Source organism: Sphingobacterium olei (assembly GCF_005048855.1).
GTDB lineage: Bacteria > Bacteroidota > Bacteroidia > Sphingobacteriales > Sphingobacteriaceae > Sphingobacterium > Sphingobacterium olei.
This window is the reverse complement of record NZ_SUME01000001.1, coordinates 836715-855742: the sequence shown is the minus strand read 5'-3', so window position 1 is coordinate 855742 and position 19028 is coordinate 836715. Positions and strand designations below refer to the sequence as shown.

Here is a 19028-nt window from a genome sequence, read left to right as displayed (position 1 = left end):
TTACCTTCTTTTACGTATTATTCCGAGGATGGATAATACGAGAACAGATCCCAAAGCTATCCCCCAGTACCAATAATTATCGTGTGGATGTATGGGGTTGATGTCTCCCGAGACGACCAGTCCTGCCCAATAGAACGGATGTTGTAGTTGACTTTCGTTTTCGACACGTTTGAGATAGTTGGTTTTTGCGGTTGTTAATGCGGAATGTTTATGTTTTTTATCGATAAGTTGTTGGTAGTAATCCACCATGATGCCACTCGTGCTGGCATCCGGCAATGACCACAGACCCATCACCAAACTTGGAACACCAGCATATGTAAATGCGGTAGCCAAGCTTTGTACGCCCTCGCCTTTTTGCAACGGCCCGTAGCCCGTATTACAGGCGCTCAGTACCGCCATATTGGCCTGCAATTTTATTCCATACAATTCGTACGCATACAATTTACTGCCATCACCGAAATGAAAATTTGACTTTTCACTATCTTCTTCCTGTACATCGGCGTGCATGGCCAAGTGTAACAACGAATAATTAGGAGCTTCTTTTAAAAAATCCTGCTTGCCAAAATGATTTTGCTGATAAACGTAGCCATCGAGCATCTTGGCGATCTTCTCCGCTTCTTTTGCGGCTCCGGTTAGCCTTTGTGTAGATACGGATCGTTCCTCTCCCACGCCACCTATATACTCCGGGGCGAATGCGCCGAAAGATTGTCCTTGAGTGTGCCGAAGCCCCTGTTGCGCCAGCCACAGTGAAGTACTACTGGCGTAACTAACAGTATGCTTATGAAGCAAGTAACCTGACGGACTCTCTGTATTGGTCAATGCTTCAAAAGGAAACTGGTGGAGTATTCCATCAGGTACAATGATGAGGTTGCGCTTTAATCCCCAAGATACATCCGCTCCCACCAAACGTTCATGAAGTTTTGTGGCCGTCACATAATAATCGGAATTGCGTGTCTGCAATTGTTCGGTTGCTTTCCGCACGAGCAATTCAATAGAATCCGTTCTGCCTAGCGGAAAGAGAGAAAGCGATGAACGATCAATTCGCATCACATACGCGCCAGAATCGGTAAACATATAACGTAACATCGACACCTGTTTCGGAAGTTCTTGCTGAATGGTACGAGTCGTCACCATGCCCTGGCTCAACATTTTATATCGAGGGTTCAACACTAACATTTGCTTCTCTATATCATGAAGTGCTATTTCACAAGCATGAATTTTTGCCCGCCATTGGTTCGCCTGTTTATCTTGTAAAGTGTCCTTATGCACTTTAGCCAACTGTTGTTTGTAGAAAACAAGGAGCTGACGTTGTTCTTCTTCAGCATCACGGAGCGAATCAGGTAAAGTTGTACTATTGGACGGTGCGTGTTTGATAAATTTTTTCCAACGGTGCTGACTTCTATTGTTCTCCAAATTTTCAAATAGCGTGGCCAAAGAAGCTTGATCTACTTGCTCTTGCTGCACCAACGTTTGGCATTCCAACAAGCCGAAATGAATAGCAGTTTGTATATCCGCCAATACATCCGTATAAGGGCCGCCAAGATAATACGTGTTCAGCATTTCCAACGCCAGCTTAAAGAGATGGTTGGCATTTCTGAGGTCATCTTTATGCTGTGTGTTATGGTATAATCTTAGTAGGTGATGTCCATTGGCACTGAGACTGCTTATATACTGTCGGTTTACCTTTCCAAGAAAAGAGGAAGAGGCGAGTTGCGTGTAATCGTTTACCAAATCATCATTTCCAGTCAAAGTAGTCAATGATTTTTCAATATGAAAACGGACGCTGTCCGGCTGATTCTTTTTTTCGGCCAATTGGGCTGATAGGGTATGAAATACCGGAAAGTCTGCAGAGCTTGGGGTTTTAAAGGCTTCCTGCATTCGTTGACTAGCCTCATCAAGCTGACCGACTGCCATCAGCGACTTGGCGAGCCGAGCATGGTTGTGCTCTAATCTTCCTCCGTATCCGTATTGCGCCATATGGGAAAATCCGGTGCGAAAGTAAGAAATGGCCTTTTCATGGTTATTCGATTCGGCATATACCTCCCCTAGAACCGAATAGGCATTATTTAAGTATTCCAACACCGCGTCATCTGGCTTCCTTTGAAGATTTTGTATAAATCGTCTTGTCGAATCCAGATAGTTCTGAATGCTATAAACGTCTTTTTTGAGCGCATGGTAGTCAAGACATGATTTCCAATAAGACAAGAGCAATGTAGGATGTTCGTGGTCATTTTTGTTTACTATTAGCCTATTTTTATTTCCCCATTCCTTGCTTTTGCTGTCAACTATTTCACGAATGTTAGCCAAAATCCCTTCCATTGCTACGTGATCCCCATACTGTTTTTGCCATCGCATTTGGTTTCCATAGACGGTCATCAGGTAACTGTTGTCGACCAGTTCGATACCACTCCATATCTGCGCAGCTTTCATATAATACGCATACGATTTATTGGCCATGCCCGCCAATCCATAATTGAATGCTAGATTATTGTAACCCAATGCAACTTCATTGTCCATATGACCATTGTGCTTGATATATCCGTCGATAGACCGGTGGTAGTATTCAATAGCTTCGGGATAGTTCCCGATTTTGTTGTTGATATAAGCGATGTCGTGTATTGCAGATAAATAGGCCAATGGAGGATCTTCATTTAGTGATTCACGCAATTTCGCACACTCCTGCGCAAAAGGCAATGCTTCTTCCCATCGGTTGTTGTAACCCAAGAAATGGTAATAGGTATTTAGAAAGGTAGATTGCTCACTGGTATCAAGCCTTGAATAGGACAACAAAGGATAGGCTTTTTCAAAGAAGGGAATCCCCTCTTTTTCGTAGTTGTAGCCCGCTCCTTTGGCATAAAGCTGTTTAAACAAAAGCCAGTTTTTGACGGAATCCGGTTCGTTTTTGGCAAGTTGGTATGCTTTCTCCCAATGATCAGAGGCCTCATGGTAATGTTTTTGCTTTTGTAACGTGTCTGCCATTTCGACCTGTTTCATCCATGTGGATTGTTCCTGCCCCGAACCCGAAGGCAAGCAGAGTACACCGCATATTAGCAGTATGTATAATAAGTGGTTGGTTAGTAGCATATTCCAAACTTAAATAAAATGCTTTGCATTCACGAATAGCTTTTGCAAAAAAAATATGCATGAATAACTCATTTTTATATGCAATAATTGCACAAAAGAACTAACGCATAACCCTACCTAGGACACGTTTATTTCAGAAAAGCAAACTTTCTGTTTACCTCATCCCAACGAGATGTCACTAACCCAATAACAACAAACACAAAAAGCGAAAACAATTAAAATATACAACTATGAAAACTATTCCATTTTTTTCTCAAGTAAGGATATCGGCTATCATCGGAGGAATATTGTTCCTTTGTGTAACCGCATGTAATAAACAAACTGAAGACCTCAAAGATGACGTTGAGGACACCAATCGCGAAAAATACATTCAACGTATCGCACAGTATACGTCTCAGGATATGAGTACGGCCAGTAGCACCATTATGTTTGAATATACACCCGGGAAAAAAATCTCCAAAGAAACCGTTACCAGATATACTTCAAATGGTCCACTGATATCTACCTATTCATATTCATACGCCAACGGAAAGATTTCAGAAGTAAAATATAGCGAGTCCCATACCTCATACCAGACCACGACAATTTATGAGTATAACGGCGACCGAATTACGGGTAGGGAGATCAGGTATAACAACGGAAATCCGGATTCCTACAGACACTACAGCTATAACGAAGATGAAAACTATTATGAAGTCAGAGACGGGCTTAACAGAGATTACTGGTATTTTACAGACGCTGGAGATCTTCGTATCCTCGCGTTGAATGCGATTTTACCTACCACCCATGAGTACGACAATAAAGCTAAAGGCGCACTGTATGCATACAGGGACGACCTGAACACCGTACATATAATGGCATTGTCAAGTAAAGTTTTTACCGTCTTTCCAAGAAAAAGTACCACCACAGGGTCTAATACAATTTCTTTTAAAAACACATTTGATGACCAAGGATACATCATTGAATCGACCACAGTAGGTGGAACATCTTACTCCAAAACTATCTATACCTACGATTAATAAGGAATTTTCTGTTTACCTCACTCCAACGAAATGCCACTAACCTAATAACGACAAATTTAAAAATATGAAAACTAAAATTTTATTACTATCGGTTTTGCTATTCAGCGTATTCTCTGTAGACGCTCAGATATGGAAAAACATGGGCAAGAAAGTAGAAAAGAAAATCGAACAGAAAGCCAGTCAACGTATCGAGCGGAAAATAGATAAAGCCATCGATAAGGGGTTGGACAAAGTGGAAGAAACCCCAGGCGAGATCGGTAAATCAGAAAAAGAAACAGCGAAAAAATCCCAAAGAAATACAGGTGCTCAGATGGGAAATGCTGGGCGGGAAGATAGTTCGACAGATGAACTTGACGGGCTCAGTGAAGATGGAAACTCTACCGCCAGTTTGCGACGTTACAGCAAATTTACGTTTGTGCCGGGCGAAGAGATTATTGCTTTTGACGACTTTTCACAAGATGCCGTAGGCGATCTGCCCGCATCTTGGGTCAGTACAGGCACCTCCGAAATTGTGAAGTTTGAGCACGTAGAGGGAAATTGGGTTTGGTTCAACAAGACCAAAGGAAATTTTGTGCCGGAATATCTGCGTGACTTCCCAGAGGACTTTACACTCGAATTTGATCTCATGTATGATTTTGCGTTTGGCACTTATAGCAATGCCCGTTTGCTTAACTTGGTGTTTTCTGATATGGCCAATCCCGAGGCCAAACTGAGCTGGGAAGGCACCCCAGGATATTTTGCCCTTCAAAAATTGGCGGACAATTATACAGGGATCGAATTTTCTGGGCTTGGGCACGATGGCGGGCCTTTCATTACCGGTAGGAAAGCCGTATCAGCAGACGCTTCCCTCAACTTCACATCAAGGTATAAAGCTGATCAGCTTATTAACGCTGATGGTAAAAACACGCCGATCCACATCTCTATCGCCCGAATGGGCAGACGGATGCAGGTATTTGCTAATGAAATTAAAGTACTGGATATGACAAATGCATTCGAACGTGATGTGAAACTAAGCAGCGCACGTTTTTACGTATTAAACAGTACCGATGCCGACAACTATTACATCAGCAATATCCGTTATGCCGTTGGCAAGCCCGACACTCGAAACAAATTGTTATCATCGGGTACATTTACGACTTCAGCTATTACGTTCAACAGTGGTTCGGCACAGATCAAACCCGAATCCTACGGGATATTAAAAGAAATAGCCGATGCCCTCAAATCCGAACCAGCCAAATCCGTTACCATCATCGGGCATACCGATAGTGACGGCAGCGATGTGCTGAACCAACAATTGTCCGAAAAGCGGGCCGATGCAGTGCGTCAAGCCTTAACGCAAGAATTTGGCGTAAGCAACACCATCACAGCTGAAGGAAAGGGAGAAAGTACTCCTGTAGCAGACAATACTGCCCCATCAGGTAAGGCACAGAATAGACGTGTAGAATTTTTACTAAAATGAGTGGACTATCAAACCATGAGCTTGAGATATTGAACGAAGCAAAAAGCCGCCAAAGTCAATTTATATTAAACTAAAACATTAAGAATAAGCAGAAAAATTCTAAAAATAGTAATAAGATGAAAAAACTACTAATACTATTATCCATTTTGGCATTGTTGGCCGGCTGTGGAAAAGATGGATCTCCGGGGCAGGACGGTCAAAACGGAGAGCAAGGACCTGCTGGAACTGCGAATGTTGTCGCGTCAAATTGGTTTCCCGGAAAGCGTTGGACTACCGTTGCATCAGACTTCAAACATGCTACTTATACCATTACACAGGGAATGTTGAGCGAAGTTGGAGCAAGCACTTTTACAGCATTTTTAGAAAGTGGCGGAACGATGATAATGTATATGAAAGCTGAAGACTTCATTTATCCTTTACCTCATTTGGGCGGTGCTATGGACAAAACTAACGTGAGATGGTTTCCATATCCTATAGACTCTCCTAACGATATTATTTTGCAGGTATATACCAATGACCGTACCAGAACAAACACCTTTTATGACGATCCGACAACATTTGATTTCCGTTATGTACTGATCCCTGCCGGACGGCAAGTGCAGGCCGCTAAAGGCTTTAGTAGAGATATAATAGATGTCAAGACATTACCGGGAATGAGCTATACGGAGGCCAAGAAACTGTTTGATTGGGAAGACTGACCTGAGAAGCCGTATAGACACGAGTATTTAAACTCAAAGAAACATGAAAACAAAATACTACCCGTTACTTCTTTTATTGATTCTTTGCTTCAGCATATGGGCCTGTAAAAAAGACAATAGAGAACCCGAAAGAGAAAAAACAAAGGCCGAATTGCTTGTAGGCAAATGGCAAATAGAAAAAATGTATAATCTCCAAAATGAGGACGATACAGACGACTGTACGAATAAAACCACCTTCGAGTTTCTCGCAAACAATGATATGCGCTGGAGTGAATGGTTTGTAGGAACTGAAAAATGTAGTGAGTTAGCTTATCACGAGCATAGTAGTGTAAAATATCAAGTCGAGAACGGCCTCATAACCATTCGGATTGTCACTGACGATGGAAAAGCATCATTTGACGACTTATCTTTTGATGTGAGTGAAGAATCGTTTACCCTTTATTTTTTCGAAGGACATAAGGGACTTTTATTTAAAAGAATCCAATAAGCGAAAAAACCAAGAATAGAAATAAGATGGGGACTGTTTTCATACGTTTGTTGTTTGTATCCATCGGATTGTTAGGTATCTGGGGAAGCCTGTATGCGCAGGCTACCCATGCCTTTCCGTATCGGGACGAGAGCAACCACTATTTTCCCGAAGCGTTTATCTATCAATACACCGATCTGCAGGGCGAATACCAATTGGTATGGTTATGCTACAACCCCGATACCCGCGAGATGCTTTACATTCCAAATGACGATATGTTGAAAGCCGTTATTTCTTATCCGAATGGCGACTATATTGGTTATCTTATCGACGAAAACGGGCAAAAGCAGACCATTCGTCATCATATATCCGAAGTGTCCGAGACGGAGACTAGCTCACACCATGATTTTTACCAGCTTACTGCCAGACCGCAGGATACGATCATCAGGTATCGGGAATATCAGCACAACGAACCGATCATCTCATGGGCCATAGACATCACATACCTCAAATCAGGAGAAAAAGAAAGCATTTACGTGACCGAAGATTTTGATATCAATACCTATCAAATCTACGGTTTCAATCGCTTATTCGGTGATATGCGCCTACCCTTTTCATTGGACTATATCGGCATCCTGACAAAAAAGCAAATGGTTACCGACATTAAAAACAATCCCTATCAAACCGCAAAATTTAACGGACATACCGCTACGGTGTATCACTTTGATACAGCAGGGTATCCTGAAACAGAAAAAGAGGATACGAATTAAGAATATAATTTATAAAACATGAAAACGAACAAATTATTACGGACGCTTATCCTGTTCCTGTCCTTGGGTTGGATAATGGGCGCAACAGCACAAACAGACCGGACTTTCAATGCTTTTGGCGGAACATTTAAAGCACAGCCTAATTCATCATCTGCAAGCCCAGAGACAACGGTGTTCTATATTCATCAAACACAGAATAGAATCACTGGGACGGTTGTTAGTGAAAATCCGAGCAGAAAAGGAACGTTAGCAGGATCCGTCAACAACGGTATCGCTAGCGGAACAATTACTTGGACACAAGGGGCATCGGGAGACGAAAAGTTTAATATCATTAAAGATCAACGTATACAATACCTCGCTTTCAGGTACTTTAAAGCCGGTAGCAACAGTGCCTATTTAATCCATACAATGGAGCAACACAGCAATCTGAAAGCTTTGCCAGACAATGGATCAACATCAACCGGCTCACTATCCAAATTAGAAACCGTAACAATGGGAAAACGGTCGACCAATAGTATCGCAAATCAACTTATAAAAAAGGAGGCTAGAAAAATCGCCGGATTTTACCGTATCAAAGGCTTAATGGATGTTAAGGGCATAAAGCACGATGTGTATGTTGAAATAAAGGACATTCCCAACACCGCTGACAAAAGCAAATCCAAGGTAACTGCTTTCATCGTTGGCGAACGTTATGGCTTGGGAACAGGCGGTAGACTGTTTGAAGGAAGCGTCGATGAAGATGACATCTCCGTAGTTATCGATGTTATTTACGAGGAAGTTAATAGGCGCACAAGCTGGGCTAAAGGACGCATTGTATGGACAAATAGCGGAATGGCCTTGGTTGCACCCAAACAAAGTTACCGCATGGAAAAAGTAACTAAAGCCATAGCGGAACGTCAGGGCAATAAGTAATTCCAGGCTAACATCACAAATAAGACAACATAGGTTGTGCAAGAATCCAATTTAAATGATATAAAAATATGAAAGCAATACACTTATTCGTAGCTGTAATAGCACTTGCTACCCTTTCCTCTTGCGGACAAGGTCGTAACAATGACGAATCCGCAGCCAATAGCGAAATCGACCAATTAGAAAACGAACTTAAGAACATAGACCCCAAAGCCAAAGGTGACAATACCTGCCTGCTGGGATATGCCGAAAAGTATGAAGAATTATTGACCAAAGATATGGTGGCCGAGGCCACGGGATCCAATGCGGGTCAGATGACAATGCACGAGAATAAAATACACAAAGACACTAAATATCACTACACTAAATACAGCTGGAAAACAGGTAAAACAAAGGAAAGGTACGGTATGGATTTACCCGAAGAACATGGTGTGAGCATAAGCGGTATAGAAGCCATTTCACTAAATCAATTTCAAATGTCCTACAAAGCCGTGTCAAAAGCAGCAGCAGCGGCACTTACGCAAAAAGCAAACGAAGCCTTAGATGGCAAAAGCGATAATGCTGCCGTCAATGAAGGTATGAAGAAACTGGATGAAATGGGTATCAGCAAAGAGGAACAAAAAAAGATGATGGAAGGCTTTGCCAATACCGCACAAAAGATGACAGAGGGATTTACCAAAGTCGACAATCTCGGACAAGCCGCTACATGGAATGCTAAGACGAATACGCTATATGTATTCGAAAACGGCGCCATGTTTGAATTGGTCGTCGAATTGAGCGATAGCGGACGTAATCTGGAAGTCGCTACGACAATAGCCACACAGATATTGAATAAATGTAAATAAGTTTTTATCGTTGTTATACAACGCTTTAGCGGGAATATTTGCTTTTTCTGTTTACCTCAGGTCACTTTCATGTCACTAATCTATATAACAAACAGTTTTATCAAAAATTATTTAACAATCAATTTAACAGAAAATGAAAAAATCACTATTAGCAATCGCTTTTATCTTATCAGGTATGACCTTTGTTCAGGCACAGCAACCCATTCGAGTTGGTGTATTCGGTGGATACGGCACGAAAATTGAAAAACCAGCCATTGGTGCGATTGGTGAGATCGGTATCTTGGATAAACTGACTGTATCGCCCTCTTTTGCCTATTATTTCTTGGAAAAGAATGAATTTGCCAAAGCATCTTTCTTTGAGTTTAACGCCAATGCCAATTATTATTTCGTGACCGGAGGTCCTTTCAATGCCTACGGGCTTGCAGGATTGCAGATTGCGAGATCCTCGGTCAGTATGGATTTGGGCGATTTTGGATTTGGTGATTTTGGTGGCAGTTCCAGTAAAGTCGGATTAAATGTTGGTGGAGGTGCTAATCTCGATTTCGGAAGCAAAATCCTGCCCTTTGCCGAGGTCAAGTACACCATTAGCGGAGCTGAACAACTTGGAGTCTTCCTCGGTGTAAAGTATAGTATTCGATAGTCTATTATTCATCCTCAAAACAAGTATAATGAAACTGAGACGTAAATAATATTGACACACAGGTCAATATTATTTACGCTGAGCTCTCATCAACCATAAAAAAATAAACAGATGAAAACATTGATTACATTATTTATCACAATATCCTTAATGACAGGGATATATTCCTGTGGGAAAGAAGACAATCCGCCTACCGAAACGAGCAACAGCAGTTATGAATTTAAGTTTTTAAGCGGTCCATTGGAAGGCAAGGAGTACAAAGCTTCAGGTTTGTCGAGAGAACAAGTTACATCATTATTTACTGAACAGCCGAGTGAAAACGTAAAAGGCATATTTGCCCAAGTATTAAACGGGAATATGACAGTGGTCGCCACCATAGGGCTGACGGCCAATAATCAAGTCCAGCCATTCAATGATGACGATACGTCGGTAGGTACACAGATGTTCCTGTCATTTACCGACAACGGAGTCAATTATGTTTATGGTGCTAAATCCGGAACACCTACGATTAAAAATCTAAAGATTGCGACGGTTGGTAGTAGCGGAGGCGCATCCATGGGGCTTACGACTTACGAACTCAGCTTTAGTAATGCCACCTTCTACGATGAGGTTGCCTCCGGGAACGGTCAAAACGTGGAAGTAAAGGTGAGCGGTAAAATCATTATCCAATAATACTTTTGTGATGTGAGGCTGATCCCGATCTCGTGTATGGAAAAATCGGGACAGCACACATCGACCAATTAAAAAGTAAACTTAAACAGATGAAACCATCATGATTTAGTCAAACCGAACGTAGTGAGCTCATGAACTTAGCGAAGCGATTTCATGAATGCCTTAAAAAGCGAACAAGTGATGAATAATACCAAAGAAAGACAAACATTCAATGAATAAACCACACAAGGAATGAATAAATCTGATCGCTTCATCACCTTTAAAACCGCCGAAGGCAGCATGAATGGCTTTAAAAATAAACAAATAATGAATAAACAAATTTAGACAGATGAAAACAAGATATTATACAGCAATATTGCTGGCATCGTTCACTATTTTGGTTGGCTGTAGCAAAGGGGATGACCCAAAGCCCGACGGATCGGAGGGAGAAATCTGGTATCCTGAAAAATCGCAACCGGGCGTATTCAAAGTTCCTGATGGGTTGAAAAACCACCAAGATACATATGCCAAACAAACCTATTCGAAAATTGAGGTGTTGGATAAGCTTATTAAAGATTATGCCCCTTACTTTATAGCTCCACAGGGGACGAAAAACACTTCGATTACTCCAACTCTGGGAAACCGTTTTGAATACGCTGTCAACAATCATACAGTCAATTATATGTATGGTGATTTTAGTTCTACCCACCGAATCTTTGAACTCGAAGTAGATAATTCAAATACGCCGATGTTTAAGGCAGGCGGCGACTTATGGGAAAATTGGAATGCCGAAGATGGTAAACCCGAACAGGGAAAGCACTATGGTAATGTATCCTATTACATCGGATCGGACGATACAAGGCAAACCAAAGAATTTTCTTGGATAGACGATGGCGGAGGTCGTTATCGGGTCAAATTGTTGATCTGGAGCACAAGACCAAACAGCTATCTCACGGCCAGATACGAATACACCTTTAAGCCCGATTTATCTGGTAATTATACCTATTGGTCATATCCTCCCAATGGTGGTGGAGACTATTGGCGTGCTGACTGGAAAGCCAGTGGTAAAGGAGCGTTAACAAAAGGTGAAGGTGGGGCAGCCGTAACATACCAATGGTAACGGCATTAGTCTTATTATAACTAAACAAATACACGCATGAAGAAGATATTAACATTTGTCTTTCTTGTCATTTTTCTCAGTTGCGGAAAGGATGGCAGCATAGGCCCAAAGGGCGAGCAGGGAATACAAGGTATCCGTGGCGAAAAAGGCGAAGATGGTTCGACTATCTATAACGGTACCGTCGTCCCACCGGCTAGTCTGGGTCATGAGGGCGATTTTTACTTCCGCTCGGGTACATCCGATTTCTACGGCCCGAAAACAGCATCCGGCTGGGGCACACCAACTAACTTAAGGGGTGCTAGCGGAGCAACAGGAGCCACAGGGGCGGCCGGATCGAAGATATTGGGCGGAGCTGCTTTACCTGCTACAAATGTCGGAGTCAATGGCGACTTCTACTTCCGTACGACGACAGCAGATTTTTATGGCCCTAAGATATCTTCGGGCTGGGGTACGCCCATTAATCTCAAAGGTGTAAAAGGCGATGACGGTTCCCGTATATACAGCGGCACAAGTGTGCCCGCGACGAGCTTGGGCAACAGTGGCGACTTCTACTTCCGTACAAGCACATCGGATTTCTACGGCCCGAAAACAGCATCCGGCTGGGGAACGCCGACCAATTTAAGGGGTGCAGCCGGAGCAACAGGCGCTACTGGTGCCGCGGGAGCAGCAGGATCGAAAATATTAAGTGGAACTGCGGTACCCACGGCAAGTGTCGGCATAAACGGAGATTTTTATCTTCGCACGGCAACCGCCGATTTTTACGGGCCAAAAACATCTTCTGGCTGGGGAACACCTATAAATCTACGAGGGTTGCAAGGTCCCGCTGGCCCGCAGGGTCCTCGAGGAACAGCTAATGTAATTTATTCGGATTGGCTCTATTTTGATCAATTGAATGATTGGACGAATATTAACCCTAAACATGTCAGTACCCTATTTTACGTAAATGCATTAGCGGCGAATCCAAACAGCTTGGTCATGGTTTATGTACGTACGGCCGGCTCAAGTCAGGTGAGAGCACTACCTATTTATAATTTCGACACCGGTTATCGAATATTGTCCTATGAGTTTTCCTACCACTACCAATTGCCAATCATAACAATTGATATTAAGTCCTCTACCGCCGATATGGGGCAGGGTATGTTGTATGATTCGTTTCGCTATATCATCATCCCCGGAGGCGTCGCGACGACAGCAATGAGCAGTAATCGGAATACAGAGAGATCGATAGAAATCAAAGGTGTAGTTTACTCAAAATCCGACCTGGAAAAGATGTCGTACGATGAAGTGCACAAATTGGTAGGAATACCAGAGTAAGTTTACCGTCGAAAACGAGGGCTGTCTCAAAATACTGCCCCTTAAAAAGTTAGACACTTTTTAAGGGGCAGTCCATAACAAGAGATAGTTTTTTCTCGTGAAAGAGGGTTTATCCAGTCTTCTAGGTTATCCCTGAAACGACGGGTTTTGAAATTCTTGAACGTTAGCTACCGCGCTACCGCCTTTTCCAGTTCTCTAACAAAGTCCCTACCCCAATAATGTATATCGTAATAGGTTACTTGATCGTACAATCGGTTTACACGTACCCTTCTTTCATCCTCCGGCATGAGCAATGCTTTTAACAAACCTTCCTTCATACTTTTCATATCATACGGATTAGTTAGGATAGCATACGGTAGTTCAACCGACGCTCCTGCAAATTCAGAGAGCACCAATGCCCCATCGCTTTTAAGAAATCCCTGTACAGCCATATATTCTTTAGCAACAAGGTTCAGACCGTCTCGGAGTGGTGTAATCCAAGCAATGTCGCTGGATCCGTATAACGTTACCACCTCTTCAAAAGGCAAGGCACGGTAAAAATACTGGATAGGTACCCAGTCCATCGTGGCATATTTACCATTAATCTCTCCCACTGCTCTATTTACCTCATCGCGGATATCGTCATATATAGACATACCTTGAGATGGTGGCGTACAGATATTCACCAGCTCAACTTTCTCCCTAAATTCAGGATATTCAGCAAGAAACTCGCCAAAAGCCAGGATCTTTTCCAATGGTCCTTTTACATAGTCCAGCCGTTCGACCGACAGAATTGTTTTGCGCCCCAGTTCTTCTTTGCTCGATTTGACCGATGCAATTTTCTTTTTCACTTCCGGCTTATTCAAGATTCGTTTGATCTTATCAATATTAACGCCTACCGGTTGTGCACCTAACCTCACCTGTCGACCATCGACTTCAATGATCTTTGTCATCTGGTCTACACCTAGGGCACAGCTGTACGTTAGAAACTGCTTTGCCGCATTGATTTTCTTAACGACCTTAAATGGGGTGTGGCTACGCAGCACATCTACAAAATTTTCTACATAACGTGGAATATGGAAACTGATAAAATCACATAAAAGCAAGCTTCCGATAATTTCCTTTCTCCAGGGAATAATGTTGAAGATATCTGCTGCGGGGAACGACGTATGATGGAAGAATCCAATTTTAAGATCTGGACGTAATGTCTTTAGATAAGCAGGTACCATCCAAAGGTTATATTCGTGAATCCAGACCAAGGCATCTTGATCGGCATCCCTTGCGATCCGCTCGGCAAACAAACGGTTAATTTTTAGATAATGTTCCCAGTCGCTGTGATTAAATTTCGCTTTGTCGACAAAAGAAAATATAGTGGGCCAAAATGCCTCTTTAGAAAATACGCGATAAAACTGATCAATGTCCTTTTTTGGCAAGCTGATTGTCGAGGCCACTAAGTTTGGAAATCGTTCTTCATCGATAAGCTGATTCGGAATATTAGGGGTATCGTCCTGCAAGACCTCTTCACCAATCCACAAGCCCGATCTACCTTTTTCGAATAGGCCCAGTAGCGAAGGGATAATTCCGTTTGGGCTTTTTGGTGCTATCCGTATGGCTTTACCATTTACGATTTCCTGCTCAAATGGTAGGCGGTGGTAGACCATCACCAATTGATTTGTTTTCTTGTTAACCGATATCGAATTTTTACCACGCGCTTTAGGATAGTGTTTTTTAAATACTTCAAAACGATCCATCGATTCTAAAATACCTCCGGCACCTTTTTCAACAGCGTGATATACATGCGATAAATCCGCTGTCCTATCCAATAGCGATTGCTCTGCCGCGCCAACAACTACCCCTTTAAACCCGACCTGATACAGCGAAAGGTCATTAAGCGTATCACCCGCGACGAGAACCTCTTCATCGGATATCCCCAGTGTTGCTACCAGTGAGCGTAGTGTGCTGCCCTTATTGACATCCTTAGGCAAGATATCGAGATATTGATCCACAGAGGTAATCATATCACAATCAAATTTATCAGCGATCTCCTTTATCTGTTCCAGATCGACATCCTCATCGTAGTAAAATGAACAGCGTCGCTGTTGTGGTACTTCTTGATAAACTACATTGGCAATATCCAATACTTCCTGACGGATATCGTATAGCGATGGCCATTTGGCCTCAATCTCACCTTGTAGCGGTTCAATAGACTCAAGTGTAAATCCATTCACCACCGTTGCACCCACATCGGAAATAATATAATTTGGTCTTGGAATAAGTGGATCATTTAAGAGGGGGATAACCGATTCCAGTCCCCTTCCTGTTACAAAAACCAACTGAATGTCTTTTTCTTGTTTAATCAAACGGTATAACCGCAGACGATCTTCCATGCTTCCGCCTAAAAATGTACCGTCTAAATCTGTTGCTAACAACATCAAATCATGCTCCTTTCTAATAGTTTAAATTCTGTTTTTACGGGCATATAATTGTATAAAACCCGATAGGCTGTATTCAAAATAGGCATATTAAGCCCGCGTGCCGTGGCCATATCATGTAAACCTTTTGTGGCCGTATACCCTTCGGCCACCATAGACATGGTATCCTTCGTCTGTTCGACACTATATCCCTGTCCGATCAATACTCCAAAAGTGCGGTTCCGGCTGTGCTGCGAATATGCTGTAACAAACAAGTCTCCTAGGTAACTCGAACTTCCTATTTGCACGCTATCAAGACCTAGTGCGTGCAGTAGCATCTCTAACTCGTGGATCGCATTAGCAACTAATACGGCGATAAAATTATCTCCATAGTTTGTTCCCTTGGCCATGCCACATACCAATCCCACCACATTTTTAAATATGGCTGCATATTCAACTCCGATTAGATCTTGGCTCTCACGGATCTGTACGTAATTCGAACCGAATGCGTTACTCAACGCTGTTCGTAACAAGGGATCGCCCGCACAGACCGTCATATAGGTTTTCTTACCGACGGCAATTTCTTCCGCATGGCAGGGACCAGCCAAGATCGCCTGATTGAGCTGCAACGCACCAAAACTTTTTGCCAAAAAAGAAGAGGGAAGTAAATTATCGGGTCCTACCGTACCTTTAATAGAAGAGATAATGATTTTATTATCCATTTGATCAGGATCGATCTGCTGACAGACAGCTGGAAGATGTGCACTGGGAACGACAAACAGTATATGCTGGCATTTGGAAAGAACGTCAGCCAAATCTGTCGAAGCTTCAATATAGTCGGTATCTAATTTCGCGAAGCTGATGTAATCGGGATTACTACCTTCTCTCGTAATTGCTTCTACCTGTAATTGTCGGCGTAGATACCAATATACCCGAATTTTATTCTCTGCTAATATTTTTACCAAAGCGGTAGCCCAACTCCCACCACCTATTACACTAATTTCTCTCAAACCATTGTGGATTTTGTTAAAACAGCAGAATACGCTGTTTATTTTGAATATACTGATACAAAGATACTAAAAATAAACTAAAAAGCAAATAAAATACTCATTAATAAATGGATAATATATGACGCTCTATGTAAAAACGTCTTTCGTTTGTAAACGGCATTTTTACATAGAGCGTAGTAATCCTATCAGCGCGGTCGTTATGGTACTAACATGGCGCTAGCGCACCATAAAAGAGCTGCTTGACCATGAAAATCACCTACCAGACGGCGGCGGTTAAGATAATGTTCTTTCGTGGAACCAACGTTTGTACCAATGCAAACTTCCCGTAAGTCGCCATTATCATTCAGGTACGGCATCAGCGCCAGCCACGCCCGCCGTGCTACTTTAGCATACTCTTTCTTGTCAAGCCATCCTTCTTTAACACCAGTAACCATAGCATAGGTGAACATGGCAGAACCCGATGTTTCCGTCCAGGAATCTTCAGGCTCGTCGACAAGTTGTCCCCAGAGTCCCTCCTTATTCACATAAGATTTTAGCGTACGCATCATATGTTGATAGCTAGACAGTATACGCGGATAGTGTTTATTATCTTTAGGAAGGTTCTTTAGCAGTTCCGTCATCCCTGCAGCCATCCAGCCATTACCTCTTCCCCAGAAAAATGGTGCCTGCTTAGCATGATAAAATAGACCGTTTGGTTTTTGGATGGAATCCAGGTATACCGTCATTTCATAGGCTGCCCTATCGATGTAACTCTTATCCTTTGTTGCAAGGAATGCATGGCTTTGAATAGCTGTGATCATGTACATATCGTCGATCCAGAATCTGGTCTGCCAGCTGAGTCCGTTATCCAAAAATACGCGGTGTTTCACGCTGTCACTTGCAGACGATTTTGGAAGTTGCCATTGCCGGTCTGCGAAATCAATTCCGATATGATAGTAAAGCGGATTTCCGGTGAGCATATAGAGCCGTAAAGGAATAACGCCAAACACGGTATTATCTACGTGGTTGGGCTTTTGCATCAGTTCCTTTCTCTTCCCCAGAAGGGGGAAGAAACGTTCCTCCAGATCCTTGAGCAACGCTTTATTATTCGTTTTTTCGCTGAATACGAGTGCTCCTAACCAGGTGCAGGTTTCCGGATATACGATGTACGGTGGCGTTCCGGGGATCTCGTCAAAATGCCTATAATCGCTAGAAAGGTAGTTTTTCACTAACTTCTCACCAATAACCAAGGGGTCGGCATAAGCAGGCAGCTGGTCCCATATGCCATTTTGTGCATAAGTCTGTATACTCAAAAACAAAATACAGATTTTTAGAATGTTTCTTTTCATACTATCTATTCGTTACGTCATTAGGCCATTGACTAAAAAAGCGTCAATGGCCCATATTACTCATTTATTTTTAGAATGCAATCAACACTATTCACTTGCGCCATATACCCGCATACGGTTAATACTTGCATTATCCCCCCTATTGCTTTCGGTAATGGTAATACGAATATAACGGACTTTTTGCTTTGCAAAAGAAGCAAAACGTTTATCATCCGATGCCGGGGCAGACCCCCAGTTTATCTCACCTACAGATGTAAAAGTACCTCCATTTTGGCTCACTTCAATAATAGCTTTGCGCAGATCCGTATTTGTTGACCTTCTATTGATCATTATTTCAGTAATCATTCGCTCTGCTTTCATATCCACCAGGATCCAGTGTGGTAGCTTTTCTGAACCACCTTCCCATTTGCTGTGCCAAAAAGGTGAAGCCCCATCGACCAAGATTGCTCCGGGCGTACCTTGTGATGCATTGAAAGAAGACGCAGTAGCGGTCCATCCCGTATAGCTAAGCTCCGCTTCCACGAAGAAGCTAACGGTAGACTGTACCGGATTAGCATCTTTGGATGAAATGGTAATCTCTACCTCACCCCTGCCTTTCGCCGTTACCACACCAGCTTCGTCTACCGTGGCAATATCAGGGCGGTTACTTTCATAACGGAGTTCGACCCCAGCTGCAATAGCTGGCAAGATTGTTAGTTCTTTCCTTAATTGATAAGTGCCCCCCATTGGTGTGATGGTTAACTGGTTAGTCGGTGTTACAATCTCGGATACCGTTAGATCCAGCACTTTTACTTTAACGGTGGTGTGAATTTCTGGATTGTGTACGGCACGAACAGTTAAATTCGCTTCGCCGTTTAAGCGGTGTCCCAATGCGCTGCCAGCCTCATTTATTGTGAATACGCTGGCGTCGTCTGTATGAAAGGTTACCAGAGGTGTACTATTTTCGGGCAGCAGATTAATCATGACCTTCTGTTCCAGGTTGTATCCGACGATAAGATAGCCGTCTACCATACCCTCCACTTCAATCGTTTCGATGGATGGTCTTTCGATCGTAATTGTCCGTTGGTCGCTTAACCTGCTACCGTCCTGGGTTTTCACGATCAGCTCAGCCGCTCCCATGTTCTTGGGTGTGATTAAGCCTTTTGCCGACACGGTAAATATTTCTTCATCGCTCGATTTATAGGTAATTCCACCTCTATCTGCATTATCGGGGGCTATTGAGGCTTCTACAAGAAATGTTTCATTCAATGGAATACTTAATCCTTCCTTATCGATATTCTGGATTAAGATATCGTTCACTTTTATTTCTTCGTTCTTGGAGC

At 42.7% G+C, this 19028-nt stretch carries 16 protein-coding genes; 11 read left to right on the top strand and 5 right to left on the bottom strand.

From position 1 onward, the window contains the following. Positions 1-3084 (bottom strand): CHAT domain-containing protein, encoded by a 3084-nt coding sequence (locus tag FAZ15_RS03630; RefSeq protein WP_136899927.1) that lies wholly within the window; start codon positions 3082-3084, stop codon positions 1-3. Between the two features lie 230 nt (positions 3085-3314). On the opposite strand from FAZ15_RS03630, the gene FAZ15_RS03625 reads away from it, so the two are divergent. The 11 genes from FAZ15_RS03625 to FAZ15_RS03575 all read left to right on the top strand — a co-directional run bounded on the left by FAZ15_RS03625 (position 3315) and on the right by FAZ15_RS03575 (position 12978). Further along, positions 3315-4103, top strand: a complete 789-nt coding sequence (locus FAZ15_RS03625) for a hypothetical protein (RefSeq protein ID WP_136899926.1) — start codon at positions 3315-3317, stop codon at positions 4101-4103. Positions 4104-4170: 67 nt separating this feature from the next. Further along, positions 4171-5565, top strand: coding sequence for an OmpA family protein (locus FAZ15_RS03620; RefSeq protein WP_136899925.1), 1395 nt, complete (start codon positions 4171-4173; stop codon positions 5563-5565). A 116-nt stretch (positions 5566-5681) separates the two neighbouring features. Next, complete coding sequence (locus tag FAZ15_RS03615) at positions 5682-6263, top strand: hypothetical protein (RefSeq protein ID WP_136899924.1); 582 nt, start codon at positions 5682-5684, stop codon at positions 6261-6263. A gap of 43 nt (positions 6264-6306) precedes the next feature. Continuing rightward, complete coding sequence (locus FAZ15_RS03610) at positions 6307-6750, top strand: lipocalin-like domain-containing protein (RefSeq protein WP_136899923.1); 444 nt, start codon at positions 6307-6309, stop codon at positions 6748-6750. A 26-nt stretch (positions 6751-6776) separates the two neighbouring features. Continuing rightward, on the top strand, positions 6777-7499 hold the full coding sequence (locus tag FAZ15_RS03605; RefSeq protein WP_136899922.1) for a hypothetical protein: 723 nt from the start codon (positions 6777-6779) through the stop codon (positions 7497-7499). Between the two features lie 18 nt (positions 7500-7517). Beyond that, a complete protein-coding gene (locus tag FAZ15_RS03600) occupies positions 7518-8411 on the top strand; it encodes a hypothetical protein (RefSeq protein WP_136899921.1) in 894 nt (297 codons plus the stop codon). A gap of 68 nt (positions 8412-8479) precedes the next feature. After that, complete coding sequence (locus FAZ15_RS03595) at positions 8480-9253, top strand: hypothetical protein (protein ID WP_136899920.1); 774 nt, start codon at positions 8480-8482, stop codon at positions 9251-9253. Positions 9254-9386: 133 nt separating this feature from the next. Then, complete coding sequence (locus tag FAZ15_RS03590) at positions 9387-9893, top strand: outer membrane beta-barrel protein (protein ID WP_136899919.1); 507 nt, start codon at positions 9387-9389, stop codon at positions 9891-9893. A 111-nt stretch (positions 9894-10004) separates the two neighbouring features. Beyond that, a complete protein-coding gene (locus FAZ15_RS03585; RefSeq protein ID WP_136899918.1) occupies positions 10005-10565 on the top strand; it encodes a hypothetical protein in 561 nt (186 codons plus the stop codon). Positions 10566-10893: 328 nt separating this feature from the next. Further along, complete coding sequence (locus tag FAZ15_RS03580) at positions 10894-11664, top strand: hypothetical protein (protein WP_136899917.1); 771 nt, start codon at positions 10894-10896, stop codon at positions 11662-11664. Between the two features lie 36 nt (positions 11665-11700). Then, the gene (locus FAZ15_RS03575) at positions 11701-12978 is read left to right on the top strand and encodes a hypothetical protein (protein ID WP_136899916.1); all 1278 of its coding nucleotides are present in this window, start codon (positions 11701-11703) and stop codon (positions 12976-12978) included. Positions 12979-13145: 167 nt separating this feature from the next. Here FAZ15_RS03575 and ggpS read toward each other — a convergent pair whose 3' ends face one another. The 4 genes from ggpS to FAZ15_RS03555 all read right to left on the bottom strand — a co-directional run bounded on the left by ggpS (position 13146) and on the right by FAZ15_RS03555 (position 19005). Continuing rightward, a complete protein-coding gene (gene ggpS, locus FAZ15_RS03570) occupies positions 13146-15389 on the bottom strand; it encodes a glucosylglycerol-phosphate synthase (RefSeq protein WP_136899915.1) in 2244 nt (747 codons plus the stop codon). After that, the gene (locus tag FAZ15_RS03565) at positions 15389-16378 is read right to left on the bottom strand and encodes an NAD(P)H-dependent glycerol-3-phosphate dehydrogenase (protein ID WP_136899914.1); all 990 of its coding nucleotides are present in this window, start codon (positions 16376-16378) and stop codon (positions 15389-15391) included. Before FAZ15_RS03565 ends, ggpS begins: the two co-directional genes overlap by 1 nt. A 197-nt stretch (positions 16379-16575) precedes the next feature. Next, on the bottom strand, positions 16576-17706 hold the full coding sequence (locus FAZ15_RS03560; protein WP_136899913.1) for a glycoside hydrolase family 88/105 protein: 1131 nt from the start codon (positions 17704-17706) through the stop codon (positions 16576-16578). Positions 17707-17793: 87 nt separating this feature from the next. After that, positions 17794-19005, bottom strand: a complete 1212-nt coding sequence (locus FAZ15_RS03555) for a discoidin domain-containing protein (RefSeq protein WP_162304865.1) — start codon at positions 19003-19005, stop codon at positions 17794-17796. Positions 19006-19028: the final 23 nt, after the last annotated feature.

Coding starts and splice junctions, on each gene's coding strand:
- FAZ15_RS03620 (WP_136899925.1), top strand. CDS start 4,171: ATGAAAACTAAAATTTTATTACTATCGGTTTTGCTATTCAGCGTATTC.
- FAZ15_RS03560 (WP_136899913.1), bottom strand. CDS start 17,706: ATGAAAAGAAACATTCTAAAAATCTGTATTTTGTTTTTGAGTATACAG.
- FAZ15_RS03625 (WP_136899926.1), top strand. CDS start 3,315: ATGAAAACTATTCCATTTTTTTCTCAAGTAAGGATATCGGCTATCATC.
- FAZ15_RS03585 (WP_136899918.1), top strand. CDS start 10,005: ATGAAAACATTGATTACATTATTTATCACAATATCCTTAATGACAGGG.
- FAZ15_RS03630 (WP_136899927.1), bottom strand. CDS start 3,084: ATGCTACTAACCAACCACTTATTATACATACTGCTAATATGCGGTGTA.
- FAZ15_RS03605 (WP_136899922.1), top strand. CDS start 6,777: ATGGGGACTGTTTTCATACGTTTGTTGTTTGTATCCATCGGATTGTTA.
- FAZ15_RS03595 (WP_136899920.1), top strand. CDS start 8,480: ATGAAAGCAATACACTTATTCGTAGCTGTAATAGCACTTGCTACCCTT.
- FAZ15_RS03600 (WP_136899921.1), top strand. CDS start 7,518: ATGAAAACGAACAAATTATTACGGACGCTTATCCTGTTCCTGTCCTTG.
- FAZ15_RS03575 (WP_136899916.1), top strand. CDS start 11,701: ATGAAGAAGATATTAACATTTGTCTTTCTTGTCATTTTTCTCAGTTGC.
- FAZ15_RS03590 (WP_136899919.1), top strand. CDS start 9,387: ATGAAAAAATCACTATTAGCAATCGCTTTTATCTTATCAGGTATGACC.
- FAZ15_RS03615 (WP_136899924.1), top strand. CDS start 5,682: ATGAAAAAACTACTAATACTATTATCCATTTTGGCATTGTTGGCCGGC.
- FAZ15_RS03610 (WP_136899923.1), top strand. CDS start 6,307: ATGAAAACAAAATACTACCCGTTACTTCTTTTATTGATTCTTTGCTTC.
- FAZ15_RS03580 (WP_136899917.1), top strand. CDS start 10,894: ATGAAAACAAGATATTATACAGCAATATTGCTGGCATCGTTCACTATT.
- ggpS (WP_136899915.1), bottom strand. CDS start 15,389: ATGTTGTTAGCAACAGATTTAGACGGTACATTTTTAGGCGGAAGCATG.